At 73.1% G+C, this 17,718-nt stretch carries 19 protein-coding genes; 10 read left to right on the top strand and 9 right to left on the bottom strand.

Going from position 1 to position 17,718, the window contains the following annotated elements:
- Positions 1-41 precede the first annotated feature (41 nt).
- The 4 genes from ACZ6CL_RS05740 to ACZ6CL_RS05725 all read left to right on the top strand — a co-directional run bounded on the left by ACZ6CL_RS05740 (position 42) and on the right by ACZ6CL_RS05725 (position 3,432).
- Complete coding sequence (locus ACZ6CL_RS05740; protein WP_468931607.1) at positions 42-440, top strand: winged helix-turn-helix transcriptional regulator; 399 nt, start codon at positions 42-44, stop codon at positions 438-440.
- Positions 441-580: 140 nt separating this feature from the next.
- Entirely contained in the window at positions 581-2,026 is a 1,446-nt protein-coding gene (locus ACZ6CL_RS05735) for a DUF2252 domain-containing protein (protein WP_468931605.1), read from the top strand.
- 39 nt (positions 2,027-2,065) lie between these two features.
- Positions 2,066-3,019 (top strand): hypothetical protein, encoded by a 954-nt coding sequence (locus tag ACZ6CL_RS05730; RefSeq protein ID WP_468931602.1) that lies wholly within the window; start codon positions 2,066-2,068, stop codon positions 3,017-3,019.
- 59 nt (positions 3,020-3,078) lie between these two features.
- On the top strand, positions 3,079-3,432 hold the full coding sequence (locus ACZ6CL_RS05725; protein ID WP_450879400.1) for a rhodanese-like domain-containing protein: 354 nt from the start codon (positions 3,079-3,081) through the stop codon (positions 3,430-3,432).
- 34 nt (positions 3,433-3,466) lie between these two features.
- Here ACZ6CL_RS05725 and ACZ6CL_RS05720 read toward each other — a convergent pair whose 3' ends face one another.
- The 6 genes from ACZ6CL_RS05720 to paaA all read right to left on the bottom strand — a co-directional run bounded on the left by ACZ6CL_RS05720 (position 3,467) and on the right by paaA (position 8,277).
- Positions 3,467-4,624, bottom strand: a complete 1,158-nt coding sequence (locus tag ACZ6CL_RS05720) for an acyl-CoA dehydrogenase family protein (protein WP_468931600.1) — start codon at positions 4,622-4,624, stop codon at positions 3,467-3,469.
- 90 nt (positions 4,625-4,714) lie between these two features.
- A complete protein-coding gene (locus ACZ6CL_RS05715; RefSeq protein ID WP_468931597.1) occupies positions 4,715-5,824 on the bottom strand; it encodes a 2Fe-2S iron-sulfur cluster-binding protein in 1,110 nt (369 codons plus the stop codon).
- Positions 5,824-6,330: a 1,2-phenylacetyl-CoA epoxidase subunit PaaD gene (paaD, locus tag ACZ6CL_RS05710; RefSeq protein ID WP_468931595.1), complete on the bottom strand. Its 507-nt coding sequence runs from the start codon at positions 6,328-6,330 to the stop codon at positions 5,824-5,826. The genes ACZ6CL_RS05715 and paaD overlap by 1 nt, the downstream gene beginning before the upstream one ends.
- Entirely contained in the window at positions 6,324-7,025 is a 702-nt protein-coding gene (paaC, locus tag ACZ6CL_RS05705; protein ID WP_468931593.1) for a 1,2-phenylacetyl-CoA epoxidase subunit PaaC, read from the bottom strand. The genes paaD and paaC overlap by 7 nt, the downstream gene beginning before the upstream one ends.
- Positions 7,022-7,324 (bottom strand): 1,2-phenylacetyl-CoA epoxidase subunit PaaB, encoded by a 303-nt coding sequence (gene paaB / locus ACZ6CL_RS05700; protein WP_468931590.1) that lies wholly within the window; start codon positions 7,322-7,324, stop codon positions 7,022-7,024. The genes paaC and paaB overlap by 4 nt, the downstream gene beginning before the upstream one ends.
- Positions 7,321-8,277, bottom strand: coding sequence for a 1,2-phenylacetyl-CoA epoxidase subunit PaaA (gene paaA, locus ACZ6CL_RS05695; RefSeq protein WP_468931587.1), 957 nt, complete (start codon positions 8,275-8,277; stop codon positions 7,321-7,323). Before paaA ends, paaB begins: the two co-directional genes overlap by 4 nt.
- Positions 8,278-8,544: 267 nt before the next feature.
- Here paaA and ACZ6CL_RS05690 point away from each other — a divergent pair, with 267 nt between their 5' ends.
- Positions 8,545-9,228 (top strand): DUF5819 family protein, encoded by a 684-nt coding sequence (locus ACZ6CL_RS05690; protein ID WP_468931584.1) that lies wholly within the window; start codon positions 8,545-8,547, stop codon positions 9,226-9,228.
- Positions 9,183-10,493 carry an HTTM domain-containing protein gene (locus ACZ6CL_RS05685; RefSeq protein WP_468931582.1) on the top strand — a complete coding sequence of 437 codons (1,311 nt, stop codon included), beginning with the start codon at positions 9,183-9,185 and terminating at the stop codon, positions 10,491-10,493. The genes ACZ6CL_RS05690 and ACZ6CL_RS05685 overlap by 46 nt, the downstream gene beginning before the upstream one ends.
- A gap of 54 nt (positions 10,494-10,547) precedes the next feature.
- On the opposite strand, the gene ACZ6CL_RS05680 is transcribed toward ACZ6CL_RS05685, so the two are convergent.
- On the bottom strand, positions 10,548-11,390 hold the full coding sequence (locus ACZ6CL_RS05680) for a sigma factor (protein WP_468931579.1): 843 nt from the start codon (positions 11,388-11,390) through the stop codon (positions 10,548-10,550).
- 62 nt (positions 11,391-11,452) lie between these two features.
- Between ACZ6CL_RS05680 and ACZ6CL_RS05675 the strand changes: the two genes are divergently transcribed.
- Entirely contained in the window at positions 11,453-12,256 is an 804-nt protein-coding gene (locus tag ACZ6CL_RS05675; protein ID WP_468933268.1) for an oxidoreductase, read from the top strand.
- A 142-nt stretch (positions 12,257-12,398) separates the two neighbouring features.
- On the top strand, positions 12,399-13,172 hold the full coding sequence (locus ACZ6CL_RS05670) for a TrmH family RNA methyltransferase (protein ID WP_468931576.1): 774 nt from the start codon (positions 12,399-12,401) through the stop codon (positions 13,170-13,172).
- On the opposite strand, the gene paaN is transcribed toward ACZ6CL_RS05670, so the two are convergent.
- Positions 13,169-14,890, bottom strand: a complete 1,722-nt coding sequence (paaN, locus tag ACZ6CL_RS05665) for a phenylacetic acid degradation protein PaaN (protein WP_468931573.1) — start codon at positions 14,888-14,890, stop codon at positions 13,169-13,171. The genes ACZ6CL_RS05670 and paaN overlap by 4 nt on opposite strands.
- A 134-nt stretch (positions 14,891-15,024) precedes the next feature.
- Between paaN and ACZ6CL_RS05660 the strand changes: the two genes are divergently transcribed.
- Positions 15,025-16,566: a 3-hydroxyacyl-CoA dehydrogenase gene (locus ACZ6CL_RS05660; protein WP_468931571.1), complete on the top strand. Its 1,542-nt coding sequence runs from the start codon at positions 15,025-15,027 to the stop codon at positions 16,564-16,566.
- 2 nt (positions 16,567-16,568) lie between these two features.
- A complete protein-coding gene (locus ACZ6CL_RS05655) occupies positions 16,569-17,201 on the top strand; it encodes a TetR/AcrR family transcriptional regulator (RefSeq protein WP_468931568.1) in 633 nt (210 codons plus the stop codon).
- Here ACZ6CL_RS05655 and ACZ6CL_RS05650 read toward each other — a convergent pair.
- Positions 17,198-17,686 carry an Lrp/AsnC family transcriptional regulator gene (locus ACZ6CL_RS05650; protein WP_468931565.1) on the bottom strand — a complete coding sequence of 163 codons (489 nt, stop codon included), beginning with the start codon at positions 17,684-17,686 and terminating at the stop codon, positions 17,198-17,200. The two genes, ACZ6CL_RS05655 and ACZ6CL_RS05650, sit on opposite strands and share 4 nt — an antisense overlap.
- Between the last annotated feature and the right edge of the window lie 32 nt (positions 17,687-17,718).

The raw sequence follows: 17,718 nt of genomic DNA, 5'->3' as shown, positions 1-17,718 counted from the left end.
TTTTCTGCAGTACCGAACGGGAACGCAGTATCGTGTATTCCATGGCGGACGGAGGTGGGCGCGAGACCCACAGCGAGCACGAGATCCACGACGAGCACGTGTGCAAGCAGGTCGACGGCAAGATGACCCGGGTCTTCGAGCTGTTCGGGAAGCGGTGGACCGGGCTGATCGTGGCCGTTCTGACCCAACAGGGGGCGTACTTCGCCGAGTTGCGACGGGCCATTCCGGGGATCAGCGAGCGGATGCTGTCGGACCGGCTCACCGAGTTGGCGGCGGCGGGGCTGGTGATCCGGGAAGTGGACTCTGGTCCTCCGCTGCGGGTGGCCTACCGGCTGACGGAGGCCGGGGAGGCGCTGGAACCCGCGCTGAAGGAGCTGGGGCGGTGGGCCGAGGACCATCTGCCCGAAGGCGGCGGCTGCCCCGACCAGTTCCGGCCCTGAGCAGGGACTTCGCCGCACTCACCGAAGTTATCCACAGGCCCTGACGGGATCTGGGTGATCGGGGGTACGGTGCTGGTCGGTCGACGGTGGGCCGCCGTCGGCGATGCCGGTGGCGGGCGAAGAACGAAGCGGGGGGCGTAATGGCTGACGGCACGGGTGTGGGCGGGGCGGCCCGGCGGCTGCCCCAGGTCCCCGGGTTCGCCGCCTGGCGCGGTGAGGGCCCCTCTCCCCGCCAGGAGGGGAAGGCGCTGCGGAAGCGGGTGCCGCGCTCGGCGCACGCCGCGCTGCCGGATCCTGGCCCCGGGCGGCCGGACGCGGTGGCGGCGGTCGAGCGGTCGAACGCCGGGCGGCTGCCGGAGCTGACGCCGATACGGGTGGGGCGGATGATCGCGACCCCGTTCTCCTTCCTCCGCGGTTCGGCCGGGCTGATGGCGCACGACCTGGCGGGCACCCCGGTCACCGGTGTCGGCGCACAGCTCTGCGGTGACGCGCACGCCGCCAACTTCGGGCTCTACGGGGACGCGCGCGGCGGCCTGGTCATCGATCTGAACGACTTCGACGAGACCGTCCACGGTCCGTGGGAGTGGGATGTGAAGCGGCTCGCGGCCTCGCTGGTGCTGGCCGGGCGGGAGGCCGGTGCCGACGAGGACACCTGCCGGTCGGCCGCCCGTGACGCGGCGGGCGCCTACCGGCGCACGGTGCGGCTGCTGGCCAAGCTCCCGGCCGCCGACGCGTGGAACGCGATCGCGGACGAGGAGCTGGTCTCGCACACCGACGCCCGGGACCTGGCCGGGACGCTGGGGCGGGTGGCCGAGAAGGCCCGGCGGAACACGAGCGCGCGCTTCGCCGCCAAGGCCACCGAGGCGGTCCCGGGGGACGGGGGCTCCTCCGGCCGGCCCGTGGCCCGGCGCTTCGTGGACGCGCCGCCGGTGCTGCGGCGGGTGCCGGACGCCGAGGCGGTGGCCGTCGCGGCGGCGCTCGGCGACTATCTGGGGACGCTGCCCGAGGACCGGCTGCCGCTGCTCGCCCGGTACGAGGTGCACGATGTGGCGTTCCGGGTCGTGGGCACGGGCAGCGTGGGGACGCGTTCGTATGTGGTGCTGCTGCTCGACCACCGGGGCGAGCCGCTGGTGCTCCAGGTGAAGGAGGCCCGGCCGTCCGTGCTGCTGCCGCATCTCGGGCGGGCCGGTTTCGAGATACCCGAGGTCGTCCACGAGGGGCGGCGGGTGGTGCTCGGCCAGAAGCGGATGCAGGTCGTCAGCGACATTCTGCTGGGCTGGACGACGGTGCTCGGGCGGCCGTACCAGGTGCGGCAGTTCCGCAACCGCAAGGGGAGTGTGGACCCGGCGGCGCTGGCCGCCGACCAGATGGACGACTACGGGCGGATGACGGGCGCGCTGCTGGCGCGGGCCCATGCGCACAGCGCGGATCCGCGGCTGCTCGCCGGGTACTGCGGCAAGGGGGAGGAGCTGGACGAGGCGATGGCCGACTTCGCGGTGGCGTACGCGGACCGTACGGAGGCCGATCACGCGGAGCTGCTGGCCGCGGTGCGCGCCGGGCGCATAGCGGCCGAGCCGGGGGTGTGAGGCTCGGGTCCCGGGAGACGCCCCACGTAGGCTGAGCGGGTGACGAACCGGGAAGCGCAGCAGCAGGCACAGCGGGCGGTGCCCGAGGCGGAGCCCCAGGAGGAATCCCGGGCAGCGGCCGAGGCACCGTCCGAGCAGGCACGTTCCGAGGAGGCGCGATCCGAGGAAGAGGCACGGTCCGACGAAGCACGGTCCGACGAAGCGCGGTCCGAGGAAGAGACACGGGCGGCCGAGCGTCTTGAGCGGGCGGTGCGGGCGGCCGAGCAGGCGCTGATCGAGTTCGAGATCGCGGTGGAGACCTTCCGGGTCGAGGTGGAGAACTTCTCCCGGCTGCACCATCAGCGACTCGGGCCGATGTACTCGCGCCTGGACGAGCTGGACGCGCTGATCGCCGAGGCGGTCGCGGCGCGCACCGGCGATCCGGAGGACCAGCGACGGGCCCGTGAGGCGCGCGGTCTGGTGCAACCGATGCCCGGTGTGGAGGAGCTGTTCCACGGCTGGATCGACTCGGATGGTCTGTCGCCGGAGGCGTCCGCGATGCTCACCGAGCAGCCGGTGCAGCCGCCGCCGCGGGTGCGGCCGAGCGAGGAGGCCCGCCGGATCTACCGGGACCTGGCCCGTAAGGCCCATCCGGACCTGGCCGAGGAGGGGGCCGAGCGGGAGCGGCGCGGTGAGTTCATCGTGCGGGTCAACGCGGCGTACGCGGCCGGGGACGAGAAGCTGCTGCGGGAGCTGGCCGAGGAGTGGGAGGCCGGTCCGCCGCCGCCCGAGCGGCGGGCGAGCCGCAGCGAGGAGCTGTATGCCCGGCTGGAGTGGCTGGCCGAGCGCAAGGAGATGCTGGCCGAGGTCGCGAACGAGCTGGAGTCGAGCGCGATCGGCGCGATGATCAAGATGGCGCCGGAGGATCCGGACCGGCTGCTGGACGAGATCGCCGAGCAGCTGATCGCCCAGGTCTCCGAGAAGGAGGCCCGGCTCGCGGAGCTGGCGCGGTAGTAGGTTTGCCGGGCTGCCCATGTCACCGGGTCGCCCATGTCGTGTGAGAGGTGTGTGTGATGCATTTTGCCCAGCTTCCCCAGGTGGAGGCCGCGGCGGTGCCGGCCGACGGTTTTCTGCTCGACGTCCGGGAGGACGACGAGTGGGCGGCCGGGCACGTCGAGGGCGCGCTGCACATCCCGATGAGCCAGGTCGTCGCCCGGTTCGGCGAGCTGACCGAGTCGGTTGATGAGGGGCGCCGGGTGCATGTGATGTGCCGGGTCGGCGGGCGGTCCGCGCAGGTGACGCAGTATCTGGTCGCCCAGGGCCTGGACGCGGTGAACGTGGACGGCGGGATGCTCGCCTGGGAGGCGTCCGGTCGGCCGATGGTCGGCGGCCAGGACGGCACGGCCGACGGCGCCTTCGTGCTCTAGACCCTGTCGCGGGGTCGCGGAGGCGCGGGTCGCCTCAGGCGAGGGGGTGGGCGGCGAGAAGCCCGCCCAGCTCCTCCTCGTGGGCGGCGGCCGGGCCCAGGGACAGCTCCAGATGCTTGGCCCAGGCGTGATAGCGGTGCAGCGGATAGTCGGTGACCGCGCCGAAGCCGCCGTGCAGATGTTGTGCGGTCTGGACGACCCGGCGTACGCCGTCGGCGGCCCACATCTTGGCGACCGCCACGTCTCCGGCGACCGGCAGCGCCCCGTTCGCCGTCGCCGACTCCATGCTCTTCTCGTCCCGGGAGAGCCGCCAGGCGGCCTGCCACAGCGTGGCCTCCATGGCCCGCAGATCGATGTACCGGTCGGCGGTCTGGACGGCGACCGCCTGGAACGTGGCGAGCGGATGGCCGAACTGCTCACGGGTGGATGTGTACGAGCTGGTCAGGCCGAGCACCGCCGTGCCGACGCCCAGGGCCAGCGCACAGGTGCCGGTGGTGAGCAGCGCGCGCAGCCAGTCCCAGGCGCCGTCCGCGTCCAGCACCTCGGGACCGGCCGCCCGGACCGCGTCCAGCCGGACCTCGGCCAGCCGCTCGCCGCTGGTGGACACCTGCTCTTCCAGGCCGATACCCGCCCGCTCGCGGGGGATCACGGCGAGGAGCGCCCGGCCCGCGCCGGTGTGCGCGGGGATCAGCAGGAGATCGGCGTCGGTGGCCCAGGGGACGGCGGTCTGCACCCCGTCCAGCACCCAGTCGGCGCCGTCCTGGCGTGCCTGGACGGCGAGTTCGGCCGGGCCGTGGCCGGTGCGTCCGGCGGCGGCCACGGTGAGCACGAGGTCGCCGCGGGCGGCCCGGGGCAGCACGGCGGCGCACAGCTCGGGTGCGCCGTACCGCTGCACGGCGAGGGCGGCCGCGGTGGTCTCCAGCAGGGGCACCCGGGCCAGCACCTTCGCGGACTCGCGCAGCACCAGGCACAGGGCGAGCGGGTCGAGTCCGGAGCCGCCGTAGCGCGGGTCGAGGGTCAGCCCGAGCAGATCGGCGTCGGCGAGCCTGCGCCACAGCGCGCGGTCGATGTCGTCGGCGACGGCGCCGGGGGTGAGGGCGGGGCTGGGCACCGCGTCCGGTGTGGTGGAGGAGAAAACGGCCTTCGCCGCCTCGACCGCCGCCTGTTGTTCCTCGGTGAAGGTGAAGTCCACTGTCCGTCCTCCCGCGCCGCGAGCCTCATCTGACGGACCGTCAAGATAGAACAGGTTCTATAAGAAAAGAACGCCTATGAGAGGGGAACGTCAGCGGTCGAAGTCCAGCTCCACCCGCTCGCCGACCGGATGGGACTGACAGGACAGCACATAGCCCGCCTCCACCTCGTCCGGCTCCAGCGCGAAGTTCCGGTCCATCCGCACCTCCCCGGAGACCAGGAACGCCCGGCAGGTCCCGCACACCCCGCCCTTGCAGGCGTACGGCGCGTCCGCGCGATTGCGCAGCACGGTCTCCAGCAACGCCTCCCCGTCCCGCACCGGCCAGCTGCCCGACCGGCCGTCCAGGGTCGCCGTCACCGTGCTGTGCGAGGGTCCGGCCGCCGGGCGCGGCGCGGGGGAGACGCCCTCACCGGGCTCGCCCGCCACATGGAAGATCTCCTGATGGACCCGGCCGCGCGGCACCCCGAGCCCGCGCAGCGCCTGCTCGGCGGCGCGCACCAGCCCGTACGGACCGCACAGGAACCAGCCGTCCACCGAGGGCACCGGCAGCAGCGCGGGCAGCAGTCCGGTCAGCCGCTCCTGATCCAGCCGCCCGGACACCAGCCCGGTCTGCTGTTCCTCGCGGGAGAGGGCGCACACCAGCTGGAACCGGTCGGGCCAGCGGTCCTTGAGGTCTGCGACCTCCTCCAGGAACATCGTGGAGGCCGCGGTGCGGTCGCTGCGGATCAGACAGAAGCGGGCCTCGGGCTGCCGCTCCAGCAGGGTGGCGGCGATGGACAGCACGGGGGTGATGCCGCTGCCGCCGACGACCGCGGCGAAGTGGCCGGGCCTGGGGTCGAGCACGAATCGCCCGGCCGGGGCCATCACCTCCACCACCTCTCCGGCCGCCAGCTCCTTGAGGGCGTACGTGGAGAACGCGCCGCCCTCCACCAGCCGCACCCCGACCCGCAGCAGCTCCGGCCCCTCCGGCCCCGGGGCGGGGACGCAGATCGAATACGTGCGCCGGATCTCCGCGCCGTCCGTGAGCCGCCGCACCGCGATGTGCTGCCCGGGGACGAAGCGGAACGTCTCGCGCAGCGCGGGCGGCACCTGGAGGGTGACGGCCACCGCGTCATCGGCGAGCGGGTCGACGGCCGCCACCCGCAGCGGATGGAACGCGCCGTGGTGGGGCGCGGCGCTCGGCACCACTTCCGCGGTCATCACAACTCCTTGAAGTGGTCGAACGGTTCGCGGCAGCTCTCGCAGCGGCGCAGCGCCTTGCACGCGGTGGAGGAGAAGCGGCTGAGCAGCGTGGTCTCGGTCGAGCCGCAGTGCGGACAGCGCACCGTCAGCGCGACGGGCACCGGCCCGGACGCCGCGGCCCGCGGCGGCGCGATGCCGGATTCCGCGAGCTTGCGGCGGCCCTCGGCACTGATCGCGTCCGTCGTCCACGGCGGGGCGAGCACCGTGCGGACCTCGACCTCGGCCATGCCGCGGTCGCGCAGCACCCGCTCGATGTCGGCGGCCATCGTCTCCAGCGCCGGGCAGCCGGTGTAGGTGGGGGTCAGGTCGACCTGGACCCGGCCCGGTGCCGGGACCCGCAGCCCCCTCAGCACCCCCAGCTCGGCCAGGGACACCATCGGCAGCTCGGGATCCGGCACGGAGCCGGCCAGCCGCCGCAGCTCCTCCTCGAGCGCGGTGGGGGCGTGGGGCGCGGGCGTCACCATGACGCCCCCGGGTGGCTGCGGTGCAGATGCTGCATCTCCGCGAGCATCGGGCCGAACGGCTCGGTGTGGATGCCCTGGCGCCCGGCACCGGCCGCCCAGCCGTCGCGCCGCGGCCCCTCGGGCACGCTCAGCGTGGCCCGGGTGAGGACGGCGGTGACGCGCTCCAGCCAGGCGCCGTGCAGCGCGGACCACTCGACCTCGCACCCCTCGACCGGCTCGAACAGCTCGCCGGTGAACCGCCACAGCGCGTCCACCCCGCGGCGCATCCGCTGATGGCTCTCCTCGGTGCCGTCGCCGAGCCGCAGCGTCCAGTGCTCGGCGTGGTCGCGGTGGTAGGCGACCTCCTTGACCGCCTTGGCGGCCAGCGGTGCGAAGGGGCCGTCGCCGCGCGCCAGCTCCTCGTACAACAGCTCCTGGTAGGTGGAGAAGTAGAGCTGGCGGGCGATGGTGTGGGCGAAGTCCCCGTTGGGCTGCTCGACCAGCTGGACGTTGCGGAACGCCCGCTCCTCGCGGAGATAGGCCAGCTCGTCCTCGTCGCCGATGAGGGAGAGCAGCACCCGGGCCTGGCCGAGCAGGTCGAGGGCGATGTTGGCGAGGGCGACATCTTCCTCCAGCACGGGGGCGTGGCCCGCCCACTCCCCCAGCCGGTGGGAGAGCACCAGCGCGTCGTCGCCCAGGGCGAGGGCGGCGGTCACAGGTGCCGCACCCCCTCCGGGATCTCGTAGAACGTGGGATGCCGGTAGGGCTTGTCGGCGGCGGGCTCGAAGAACGGGTCCTTCTCGTCCGGTGAGGAGGCGGTGATCGAGGCGGAGGGCACCACCCAGATCGAGACGCCTTCCGAGCGCCGGGTGTACAGATCGCGGGCGTTGCGCAGCGCCATCTCCGCGTCCGGGGCGTGCAGGGAGCCCGCGTGGGTGTGCGCGAGGCCGCGCCTGCCGCGGACGAACACCTCCCACAGCGGCCATGCGCCGTCTCCGCTACCGCTACCGCTCATGCCTGTGCCTCCCCGTGCTTGGCCGCGTACGCCGCGGCCGCCTCGCGCACCCAGGCGCCTTCCTCATGGGCCCGGCGCCGCTGGGACATCCGCTGGGCGTTGCACGGCCCGTTTCCCCGCAGCACCTCGCCGAACTCGTCCCAGTCGATGGGGCCGAAGTCGTGGTGGCCCCGCTCCTCGTTCCACGTCAGATCGGGGTCGGGGAGGGTGAGGCCGAGGGATTCGGCCTGGGGGACGCAGATGTCGACGAAGCGCTGGCGCAGCTCGTCGTTCGAGTGCCGCTTGATCTTCCAGGCCATCGACTGGGCGGAGTGCGCCGACGCGTCGTCGGGCGGGCCGAACATCATCAGCGACGGCCACCACCAGCGGTCCACCGCGTCCTGGGCCATGGCGTGCTGGGCCTTCGTGCCCCGGCTCAGGGCCAGCAGCAGCTCATACCCCTGGCGCTGGTGGAAGGACTCCTCCTTGCAGATCCGCACCATCGCGCGGGCGTACGGCCCGTAGGAGCAGCGGCACAGCGGGACCTGGTTGGTGATCGCCGCGCCGTCCACCAGCCAACCGATGGCGCCCACGTCGGCCCAGGTCAGCGTCGGGTAGTTGAAGATCGACGAGTATTTCTGGCGGCCCGAGTGGAGCCTGTCGAGCAGCTCGTCCCGGCTGGTGCCCAGGGTCTCCGCCGCGCTGTAGAGATACAGGCCGTGGCCCGCCTCGTCTTGGACCTTCGCCATCAGGATCGCCTTGCGCCGCAGCGAGGGGGCGCGGGTGATCCAGTTGGCCTCGGGCTGCATGCCGATGATCTCGGAGTGGGCGTGCTGCGCGATCTGCCGGACCAAGGACGCCCGGTAGGCGTCGGGCATCCAGTCGCGCGGCTCGATGCGCTCGTCCGCGGCCAGGGCGGCGTCGAACACCGCCTCGTACGCCCCCGCCCCGGCATCCGCCGCCATCGTCGTCATGCGAAGCCCCTTCGCCATCCGTCCCCGCCGTCCGTCCCGACGACCAGCCCGGCCAGGCCGACAATCCCCGACCGACCGACCGATCGTTCGGTTCAATGGTGTGCCGAGGGAACGTAGGGTGTCAAGCCTGTGGATAACGCTGAGGGTGCTGTGCCGGGTGGGCCGCATCGGTAGCGTGCCGGGCGTAGGGACACCCCCTGGGGGCCGTGGGTGCGCAGCTGTCCGGGCCGGGTGCGCGGACCTGGACCATCGGGAGTGGGGCGGGGCATGGCGGTATCGGAGCCGGGTGACGAGCCGGACGACGAGGCGGCGGAACGGCTCGCCGCGCTCTCCCTGCCGTCACAGCTGATCGTCGCGGTGGCGGTCGCCGCCGTCGCGGTCGCCGTGGCCATCCATCTCGGGATGGCGTTCCTGAGCGTTTCGCCGCCCAATACGATCAGCAAGCGGCACGGCGCGGCGATGGACGACTACACCTACCCGGAATTCGAGCGGAACTGGAAGCTCTTCGCGCCCAATCCCCTCCAGCAGGACATCGCCATCCAGGCCCGGGCCGAGATCCGCACCCCCGAGGGCGGTCTCGCGACCACCGGCTGGACCAATCTCTCGGCCCAGGACGGCGCCGCCATCCACCACAACCCGCTGCCCAGCCACACCCAGCAGAACGAACTGCGCCGCGCCTGGGAGTTCTACGCCGGATCGCACGACGCGCGGGAACGGCCTAACGGCACCCGCGGCAGCCTCTCCGAGCGGTACATACGCCGGATCGTCATCCTCCGGCTCGGCCCGGAGCCGGAGGGCGGCAGGGTGCGGCGCGTCCAGGTACGGTCCGCGACCACGCCGCTGGCCGCACCGCCGTGGAGCGACGAGAAGACCGACACCAAGACGTACTTCCGGACCCTGCCCTGGTGGACGGTGACCGGGGCCGACCTTCCGGAGGGGACGCGCCGGTGACGATATCCGCTGTCCAGGCCGCCCTGGCGCGTGTCCAGGCCGCCGTGGCGCGCGGCCACGCCCGCGTCACCGGATCCGCGCTCGGCCCCTACCAGACGGCCGTGGTGCGCATCGGCTTCTCCTTCACCTGGCTGCTCTTCCTGCTCCGCGAATGGCCCCACCGGCGGGAGCTGTACGGCCCCGACGGCCCCTGGAACTGGGACATGGCCCGTCGGCTCATCGACGGCAACCACGCCTTCACCGCGCTCATGTGGTCCGACAGCGGCCTGTGGTTCGAGACCGTCTACGCCCTCGCCCTCATCTCGGCCCTGCTGCTCCTGCTCGGCTGGCGCACCCGCACCATGTCCGTGCTGTTCATGCTCGGCGTGCTGTCGCTGCAGAACCGCTCCATCTTCGTCGGCGACGGCGGCGACAACCTCATCCACCTGATGTCGCTCTACCTGGTGCTCACCCGGTGCGGCCAGGTCTGGTCGCTCGACGCCCGCCGCGCCGCCCGCCGCCCGGACGACGGACGGGAGCCGCCGCGCGATACGACCGGAATCGTGCTGTGGACCGTCCTGGGGCTCGCCCTGGCCTGGATCCAGCTGTTCACCGGCGCCGGGCTGTCCCCGACCGCCGACGGCCCGCTGCCCGGTCTTGGCTGGGCCACGGTCCTGTGGGGGCTGTGGCTCGTCCAGGGCGGTTGGTGGCTCACGCGCCGTTACGCGCCGGGGGAGGCGCGCACCGTCCTGGACATGCTCGCCAACCTGGCGCACAACGGCACCCTCGTGGTGATCATGGGCGAGGTGTGCCTGCTCTACGCCTCCGCCGGGTGGTACAAGGTCCAGGGGGCGCGCTGGCAGGACGGCACCGCCCTCTATTACCCGCTGCACCTGGACTACTTCTCCCCCTGGCCGTCCCTGGCCGACGCGCTCGCGAGCAGCGGCACCTTGGTGATGCTGCTGACCTACGGCACGGTCGTCGTCCAGGTCGCCTTCCCCTTCACCTTGCTGAACCGCCGGGCCAAGAACGTCATGCTGGTGCTGCTGATGCTGGAGCACATCGGCATCGCCGTCGCCCTCGGGCTGCCGTTCTTCTCGCTCGCCGCCATCGCCGCGGACGCGGTGTTCCTGCCGACCGCCTTCCTGCTCTGGACCGGCCGGATGGCGGCCCGGGCCCGCGACCGGATCGCCGCGCGCGCCGTCCGCCTGCCCAGGCAGCTGCGGGCGCCGGAGGACGACCAGCGGCCGGACGACGAGCAGCCCGCCCCCACGCTCACCGGCTGAGCGCCCCCTGCCCCGACCGGCCCGTCCCGGCCCGCGCCTGCCCGTCCCGGTGCGTCACCCGTCGAGGACGGCCAGCTCCAGCCCGCGGAGCCGGGCCGGGTCGGCGATCACCTCGTACGCGGCGATCCGCCCGTCCTCGACCGTGAAGGTGAGGGCGAGCAGCAGCCTCCCGTGCGGCGCCACGACCACGCCCACCGATCCGTTCACCAGTGCCGGTGCGGCGAACCGCGCCCGGCGCCCGAGCACGGTGGTCTCCTCGGCCACCGCGCGCGCACTGCGGGACGTCGGCGGGACGCCCGGCGGGAGGGCCGCCGGGTCGGCGCGGCGTACGACGTCCGGGGCGAGCACCGCCAGCAGCGCCGCCAGGTCGCCGTCGCGCGCGGCGGCGAGGAAGGCGTCCACGGCCCGGCGCTGGGCGGTGAGCTGGGCGGTGGAGACCGCGGGTGTGCCGCGCACCTTGCGGCGCGCGCGGCTGGCGAGCTTCTTCGCCGTCTCCGGGGAGCGCTCGACGACGGGAGCGATCTGGTCGAACGGCACGGCGAAGGCGTCGTGCAGGACGAAGGCGATCCGCTCGGCGGGGGCGAGGGTGTCCAGCACCACGAGCAGCGCGCGGCCGACCAAGTCGACCAGGACCGCTTCGCCCTCGGGATCGCCTCCGCCGCCACTACCGCCGCCGTCCCGGATCTGGTGGTGCGGCTGCCCCTCGATGGGCTCCTCCCGGCGGGATGAGCGCGAGCGCAGCATGTCCAGGCACAGCCGGGAGACGACCGTGTGCAGCCAGGTCTCCTGGACGGCGTCGTCCGCCTCGCTGAGCGAGCCGAGCATCCGGTAGGCGACCGCCCGCAGATGGCTGCGATGGGCCTCGAACCGTTCCGCCAGCCGGTCCTGCTCGTCCATGGGTCACCTTTCGCCTCCGTGCTCCGTCACCGTGATGACGCGCGGAACGGGCCTGACGTGAGCTGTGGCACACCGGCGCCGCCTCGCACCCCGACCACCTGGGCGGACGGCGGCCCGCCGGGCCCTCGGCGATCAATCCCCGGACGCGGTCCTTCACTCCCGGCGGGTTCAAGGAGACCGTCACGCCCCGGGCCATGACCGCGGCCGACATCGCGGCCACGGTCGCCGCCTTTGGCACCGCCTCGGAGAACGCCCGGCGGGCCGGGTTCGACGGGGTCGAGATCGGCGCCCTCGGCTCGTTCCTGATCGCGCAGTTCCTCAACCCCCGGCTGAACCACCGGACGGACGCCTACGGGGGCGACCGCGCGGCCCGCGGGCGGCTGCTGCTGGAGATCGTCTGCGCGGCCGCCGGGCCCTGGGACGGCCGGGGCGTTGGGGTCCGGCTGGGGCCGTACTGGAGGGACGGTGATCTGTTCCGGGCGGACGAGGAGACGCTCGCCGACTACGACGCGCTCGTGTCGGCGCTGAACGACCACCCCGTGGCCTATCTGCATCTGCGTGGAGGGGACCCCGCCGCGCCGGGTGACGCTCCGGACGCCGGGGAGACCGCCCGGTACCGGCGGCGGTTCGACGGCCCGCTGATCGCCAACAACGGCTACGAGCGCGCCTCTGCGAACGCGCTCATCGCTTCCGGAACCGCCGACGCCGTGTCCTTCGCGACCCACTTCATCGCCAACCCGGATCTGGTCACCCGGTTCGCCCTGGGCCGCGAGCTGGCGGCTGGTGACCGGGCCACCTACTACACCGGCGGGGCGGGCGGCTATGTGGACTACCCCGTCAGCGACTGGCGGGACGGCCCCAGGTGACCGGCCCCAGGTGACCGGCCCGAGGTGACCGTCCCGGGGTGACCGTCCCAGGTGACCGGCTCGGGATGACGGTCCGTCCGGCGGGGGCCGCATCACCGGTGAAGCGCCTGGTCACCGCCCCCGGCCCCCGTACGCTGAGGGGATGACTGAGGACCAGGCCACGCGGGCCGTGCGGCAGTGGCGCGAGACGGCCCCCGAGACCGTGCTGCTCGACGGCTTCCATGCGCTGAAGCATGCGCTCCGCTTCGACGCCGAGGTGCGGCTCGCGGTCACCAGTGACAAGGCCGCCGCGATGGAGCTGGCGGCCGAGCTGGCCGGTGATCTCACCGAGGTGATCGCGGATCTCCTGGTGGAGGTGGAGGACCAGGCCCTGCGCACCCTCGTCCCCCGGGTGCACCCCACCCGCGTCGCCGCGCTGGCGGTCCGGCGCGGGCGGCAGGGGAACCTGGACGCCCTGGCGCGGCAGCCGAGGCCCGCGCCGGTCGTCGTCCTGGACAACCCCCGCAACCTCGGGAACGTCGGCGCCGTGGTCCGGCTCGCCGCCGGGTTCGGGGCCGCGGGGGTGGTCACCACCGGGGACATCGACCCCTGGCACCCGAATGCCGTGCGCTCGGGTGCGGGCCTCCACTTCGCCACCGCCGTCGAACGGCTGGCGGCCGACGCCCTCCCGCCGGGGCCGCTGTACGCCCTGGACGCGGAGGGGGAGGACATCCGGTCCCTGGCCATACCCGATGACGCGCTGCTGGCGTTCGGCTCCGAACGGCACGGGCTGTCGCCGGAACTGCGCGAGCGGGCCACCCGGCTGGTGGCCCTCCCCATGCGGCCTCAGGTGTCCAGCTACAACCTGGCCACCAGCGTGGCCATGGCCCTGTTCCACTGGGGAGGACCCGCCGCGCCCCCGCCGGACAGGACCTAGGCGGGGCGGCGCACCTCCACCACGCGGAAGCGGCTCGCCACGAAGGCCCCGTCGCACAGCGCGGCGTTGGCCGACGGGTTGCCGCCCGAGCCGTGGAAGTCCGAGAAGGCCGCGGTCTGGTTCACATACACCCCGCCGGTCAGATTCAGCGACAGCTGGGCGCACTCCTCCAGGCAGGCCTCCTCGATCAGCCGCTCCACCTCCGGCGACGTCGTGTACGCGCCGACCGTCATCGCGCCCTTGTCCCGGGTGGTGCGGCGCAGCAGGGCGACCGCGTCGGCCGCCGAGTCGACCGCGACGGCGAAGGACACCGGTCCGAAGCATTCGGAGAGATAGGGCGCGTCCGCCTCCGCCCCCTCCCAGAACTTCCGCGCCCCGTCCGCCTTCACCATCAGCGGCGTACGCACCGTGGCGCCGGGGAATTCGGGGTGGGTCACCGCGCGGGAGGCGAGCGCGACCCCGCCGAGCCCGGGGGCGGCCTCCAGCCGCTCCCGCACCCGGGGGCCCACGATCGCGCCGAGCAGTGCGCTCGCCCGGGCGTCGTCGCCCAGCAGCCCGTCGACCGCGGCCGCCAGATCGGCCACCACCTCGTCATAGGACTTGGGGCCAGCGTCGGTGGTGATGCCCTCGCGGGGGATCAGCAGATTCTGCGGGGTGGTGCACATCTGGCCGCTGTAGAGGGAGAGGGAGAACGCCAGGTTGGCCAGCATGCCCTTGTAGTCGTCGGTGGAGTCGATGACGACCGTGTTGACCCCGGCCTTCTCCGTGAAGACCTGGGCCTGCCGGGCGTGGGTCTCCAGCCAGTCGCCGAAGGCGGTCGAGCCCGTGTAGTCGATGACGCGGATCTCGGGGCGCACGGCGAGGACCTTGGCGATGCCCTCGCCCTCCCGCTCGGCGGCCAGCGCCACCAGGTTGGGGTCGAAGCCCGCCTCCCGCAGCACCTCGCGCGCCGTCTGCACGGTCAGCGCGAGCGGCAGCACGGCCTGCGGATGCGGCTTGACCAGCACCGGATTGCCGGTGGCCAGCGAGGCGAAAAGGCCCGGGTACCCGTTCCACGTGGGGAACGTGTTGCAGCCGATCAGCAGCGCGATGCCGCGCGGTACGGCGGTGAAGGTCTTGCGCAGCTCCAGCGGATCGCGCTTGCCCTGCGGCTTTGACCAGTCGGCGGCGCCCGGCGTGCGCGTCTGCTCCGCGAACGCGTACGCCACCGCCTCCAGGCCGCGGTCCTGGGCGTGCGGGCCGCCCGCCTGGAACGCCATCATGTAGGCCTGCCCGCTGGTGTGCATGACCGCCTGCGCGAACTCATGCGAGCGGGCGCTGATCCGGGCCAGGATCTCCAGGCACACCATGGCCCGCGCCTCGGGCCCGGCATCCCGCCAGGCGGGCATCCCCGCGCGCATGGCCGGGAGCAGCACATCGAGATCCGGATGCGGATACTCCATGCCCATCTCGACTCCGTACGGCGAGACCTCGGAGCCCGTCCAGCCGTCGGTGCCCGGCTGGTCCAGCTCCAGGCGCGTGCCGCGCAGCGCCTCGAAGGCGGTCTGGCCCTCGGCGACGCTCAGGCTCGGGCGCCCGCCCTGGCCCTCCCCGCCGTAGGCCTTCGGATGCTCGGGGTGCGGGGACCAATAGGCGCGGGTACGGATCGCCTCCAGGGCCTGGTCGAGGGTGGGACGGTGCGTCTTCGTCAACTGGTCTGTGGTGAGTCCGGCGGTCACGGCTGACCAACTCCTCGTCGAGCTGGGATTGAGCTGGGCTGGAAGTGGCGACAGAGTTAGATTAACCGAACGATCGGTCGGGACAAGAGGGCCTGGCGGACCTGTGGATAACTTCGTCGAAAAGGATCAGCCGTATGACTGCGAGCGGCACCAGCGACCGTGGGCTCCCGCGCACCAGCACCGTAGCCGTCGTCGGCACCGGCACCATGGGCCAGGGGATCGCCCAGGTGGCGCTGGCCGCCGGGCACCCGGTGCGGCTCTATGACGCCGCGCCCGGCCGCGCCGCCCAGGCGGCGGACGCCATCGCGGCCCGCCTCGGCCGGCTGGTCGCCAAGGGCGCCCTCGCCTCGGCCGACCGCGACGCCGCCCTCGGCCGCCTCGCCCCCGTCGACCGGCTCGCGGACCTCGCCGACACCGAGCTGGCCATCGAGGCCATCCTGGAGGAACTGGGCGCCAAGCAGCAGCTGTTCACCGCCCTCGAAACCGTCGTCTCCGACCGCGCCCTGCTCGCCACCAACACCTCCTCCCTGTCCGTCACGGCCGTCGCGGGCGCCCTCCGCTGCCCGGGCCGCCTCGTCGGCCTCCACTTCTTCAACCCGGCCCCGGTGCTGCCGCTGGTCGAGGTGGTCCGCGGCTCCGCCACCGACCGGGCCGCCGCCGACCGCGCGTACGACACCGTCGCCGCATGGGGCAAGACCCCGGTGCGCTGCGCCGACACCCCCGGGTTCATCGTCAACCGGATCGCCCGCCCCTTCTACGCCGAGGCCTTCCGGCTGTACGAGGAGGGAGGCGCCGACCCCGCCACCATCGACGCCGTCCTGCGCGAGTCCGGCGGCTTCCGGATGGGCCCCTTCGAGCTGACCGACCTCATCGGCCAGGACGTGAACGAGGCCGTCACCCGATCCGTCTGGGAATCGCTGTTCCACGATCCGAAATTCACCCCGTCTCTCGCCCAGCGCCGCCTGGTCGACGCCGGTCTCCACGGGCGCAAGACGGGCCGCGGCTGGTACGACCACGCCGGCGAAGCACCGCGCCCCCGCCCGCACACCGCCGAGCCGTGCGAGGCTCCCGCGAAGATCGCCCTCCATGGGGATCTGGGCCCCGCCGCCGGGCTCGTCCCGCTCATAGAGGAGGCGGGCATCGCGCTGTCGCGCGATGCCGGGGCGGAGGCCGGGAACAGGGGATTCCTCGCGCTGCCCGATGGCACCCGGCTGTCCCTGACCGACGGCTCCGCCGCCACCACGGACCCGTCCGGCCCCGGCATCCGGTTCGACCTGGCGCTGGACTACCGCGCCGCCACCCGCATCGCCCTCGCCCCCTCCGTGACCGCCGCGCCGGAGGCCACCGCGGCCGCGACGGGTCTCTTCCAGGCGCTCGGAAAGCAGGTGAGCGTGGTGGGAGACCTCCCCGGCATGATCGTGGCCCGCACCGTCGTGATGCTCGTGGACTTCGCCGCGGACGCCGTCGCCCGCGGGGTGGCGAGCGCCGGGGACATCGACACCGCCATGCGTGCCGGCGTCAACTATCCGCGCGGCCCGCTGCGGTGGGGGGACCAGCTCGGCGCCGCCTGGGTGCGTGATGTCCTGGAGAAGCTCCACGACGCCTGGCCCACCGGCCGCTACGCCCCCTCGCAGGCCCTGATCCGGCGTGCTGCGACCGAAGGAAAGCTGCTCTAATCATGACCATGGCCAAGCGCGACACCTATACGCCCGAATCGCTGCTCGCGGTCGCCGTGGAGGTGTTCAACGAGCGCGGGTACGACGGCACCTCCATGGAGCATCTCTCCCGTGCCGCGGGGATCTCCAAGTCGTCGATCTACCACCACGTCAAGGGCAAGGAAGAGCTGCTCCGGCGGGCCATAAGCCGTGCGCTGGACGGACTGTTCGGCATCCTCCAGGAGCCGGGCGCGCGCGACGGCCGGGCGATCGAACGGCTGGAGTACGTGACCCGGCGCACCGCCGAGGTGCTGATGGAGGAGCTTCCGTACGTCACGCTGCTCCTGCGCGTGCGCGGCAACACGGACACCGAGCGGTGGGCCATGGAGCGCCGAAGGGAGTTCGACCACGAGGTCGCCGCACTGCTCAAGCGGGCGGCCGCCGACGGCGATCTGCGTGCCGACGTGGACGCGCGGCTGGCGACCCGGCTGCTCTTCGGCATGATCAACTCCATTGTGGAGTGGTACCGGCCGGGCCGGGGCGGGGCCGCGGGCGCCGACGAGGTGGCCGAAGCCGTGGTCCGTACCGCCTTCGCGGGCCTGCGCGTCCCCGGGGACCAGACCGTCCCCGGACATCAGACCGTCCTCGGGAGCTAGACCTCCTGGTCCAGGTCCGTTTCCTCGAAGACCAGCAGGGTGCGGGTGCTCAGCACCTCCGGTATGGCCTGGATCCGGGTGAGGACCAGCTCGCGCAGCGAGCGGTTGTCCTCGGTGTGCACCAGCAGCAGTACATCGAAATCCCCGCTGACCAGGGCGATGTGCGCCGCTCCCGGCAGCAGCCTGAGCTGTTCGCGCACAGTGCGCCAGGAGTTCTGCACGATCTTCAGCGTGATGTACGCGGACGCCCCCTGCCCGGCCCGCTCCTGGTCCACCCGGGCGCTGAAGCCCCGGATCACCCCGTCGTCCAGGAGCCGGTTGATCCGCGCGTAGGCGTTGGCGCGCGAGACGTGCACCTGCTCGGCCACCGAGCGTATGGAGGCGCGCCCGTCCGTCCGGAGCAGCCGCAGGATGTCGCGGTCGATGGGATCCAGCGGGCGCGCGGGAGGTTTGCCGTCCGGATTGGCCATCTGTTCGCCCTGCATACCGCCCTGCCTCCCCTTCATGGACGTCCTGT

This window comes from Streptomyces sp. NPDC041200 (assembly GCF_055591805.1).
This window is presented reverse-complemented; position numbering and strand designations above follow the sequence as displayed.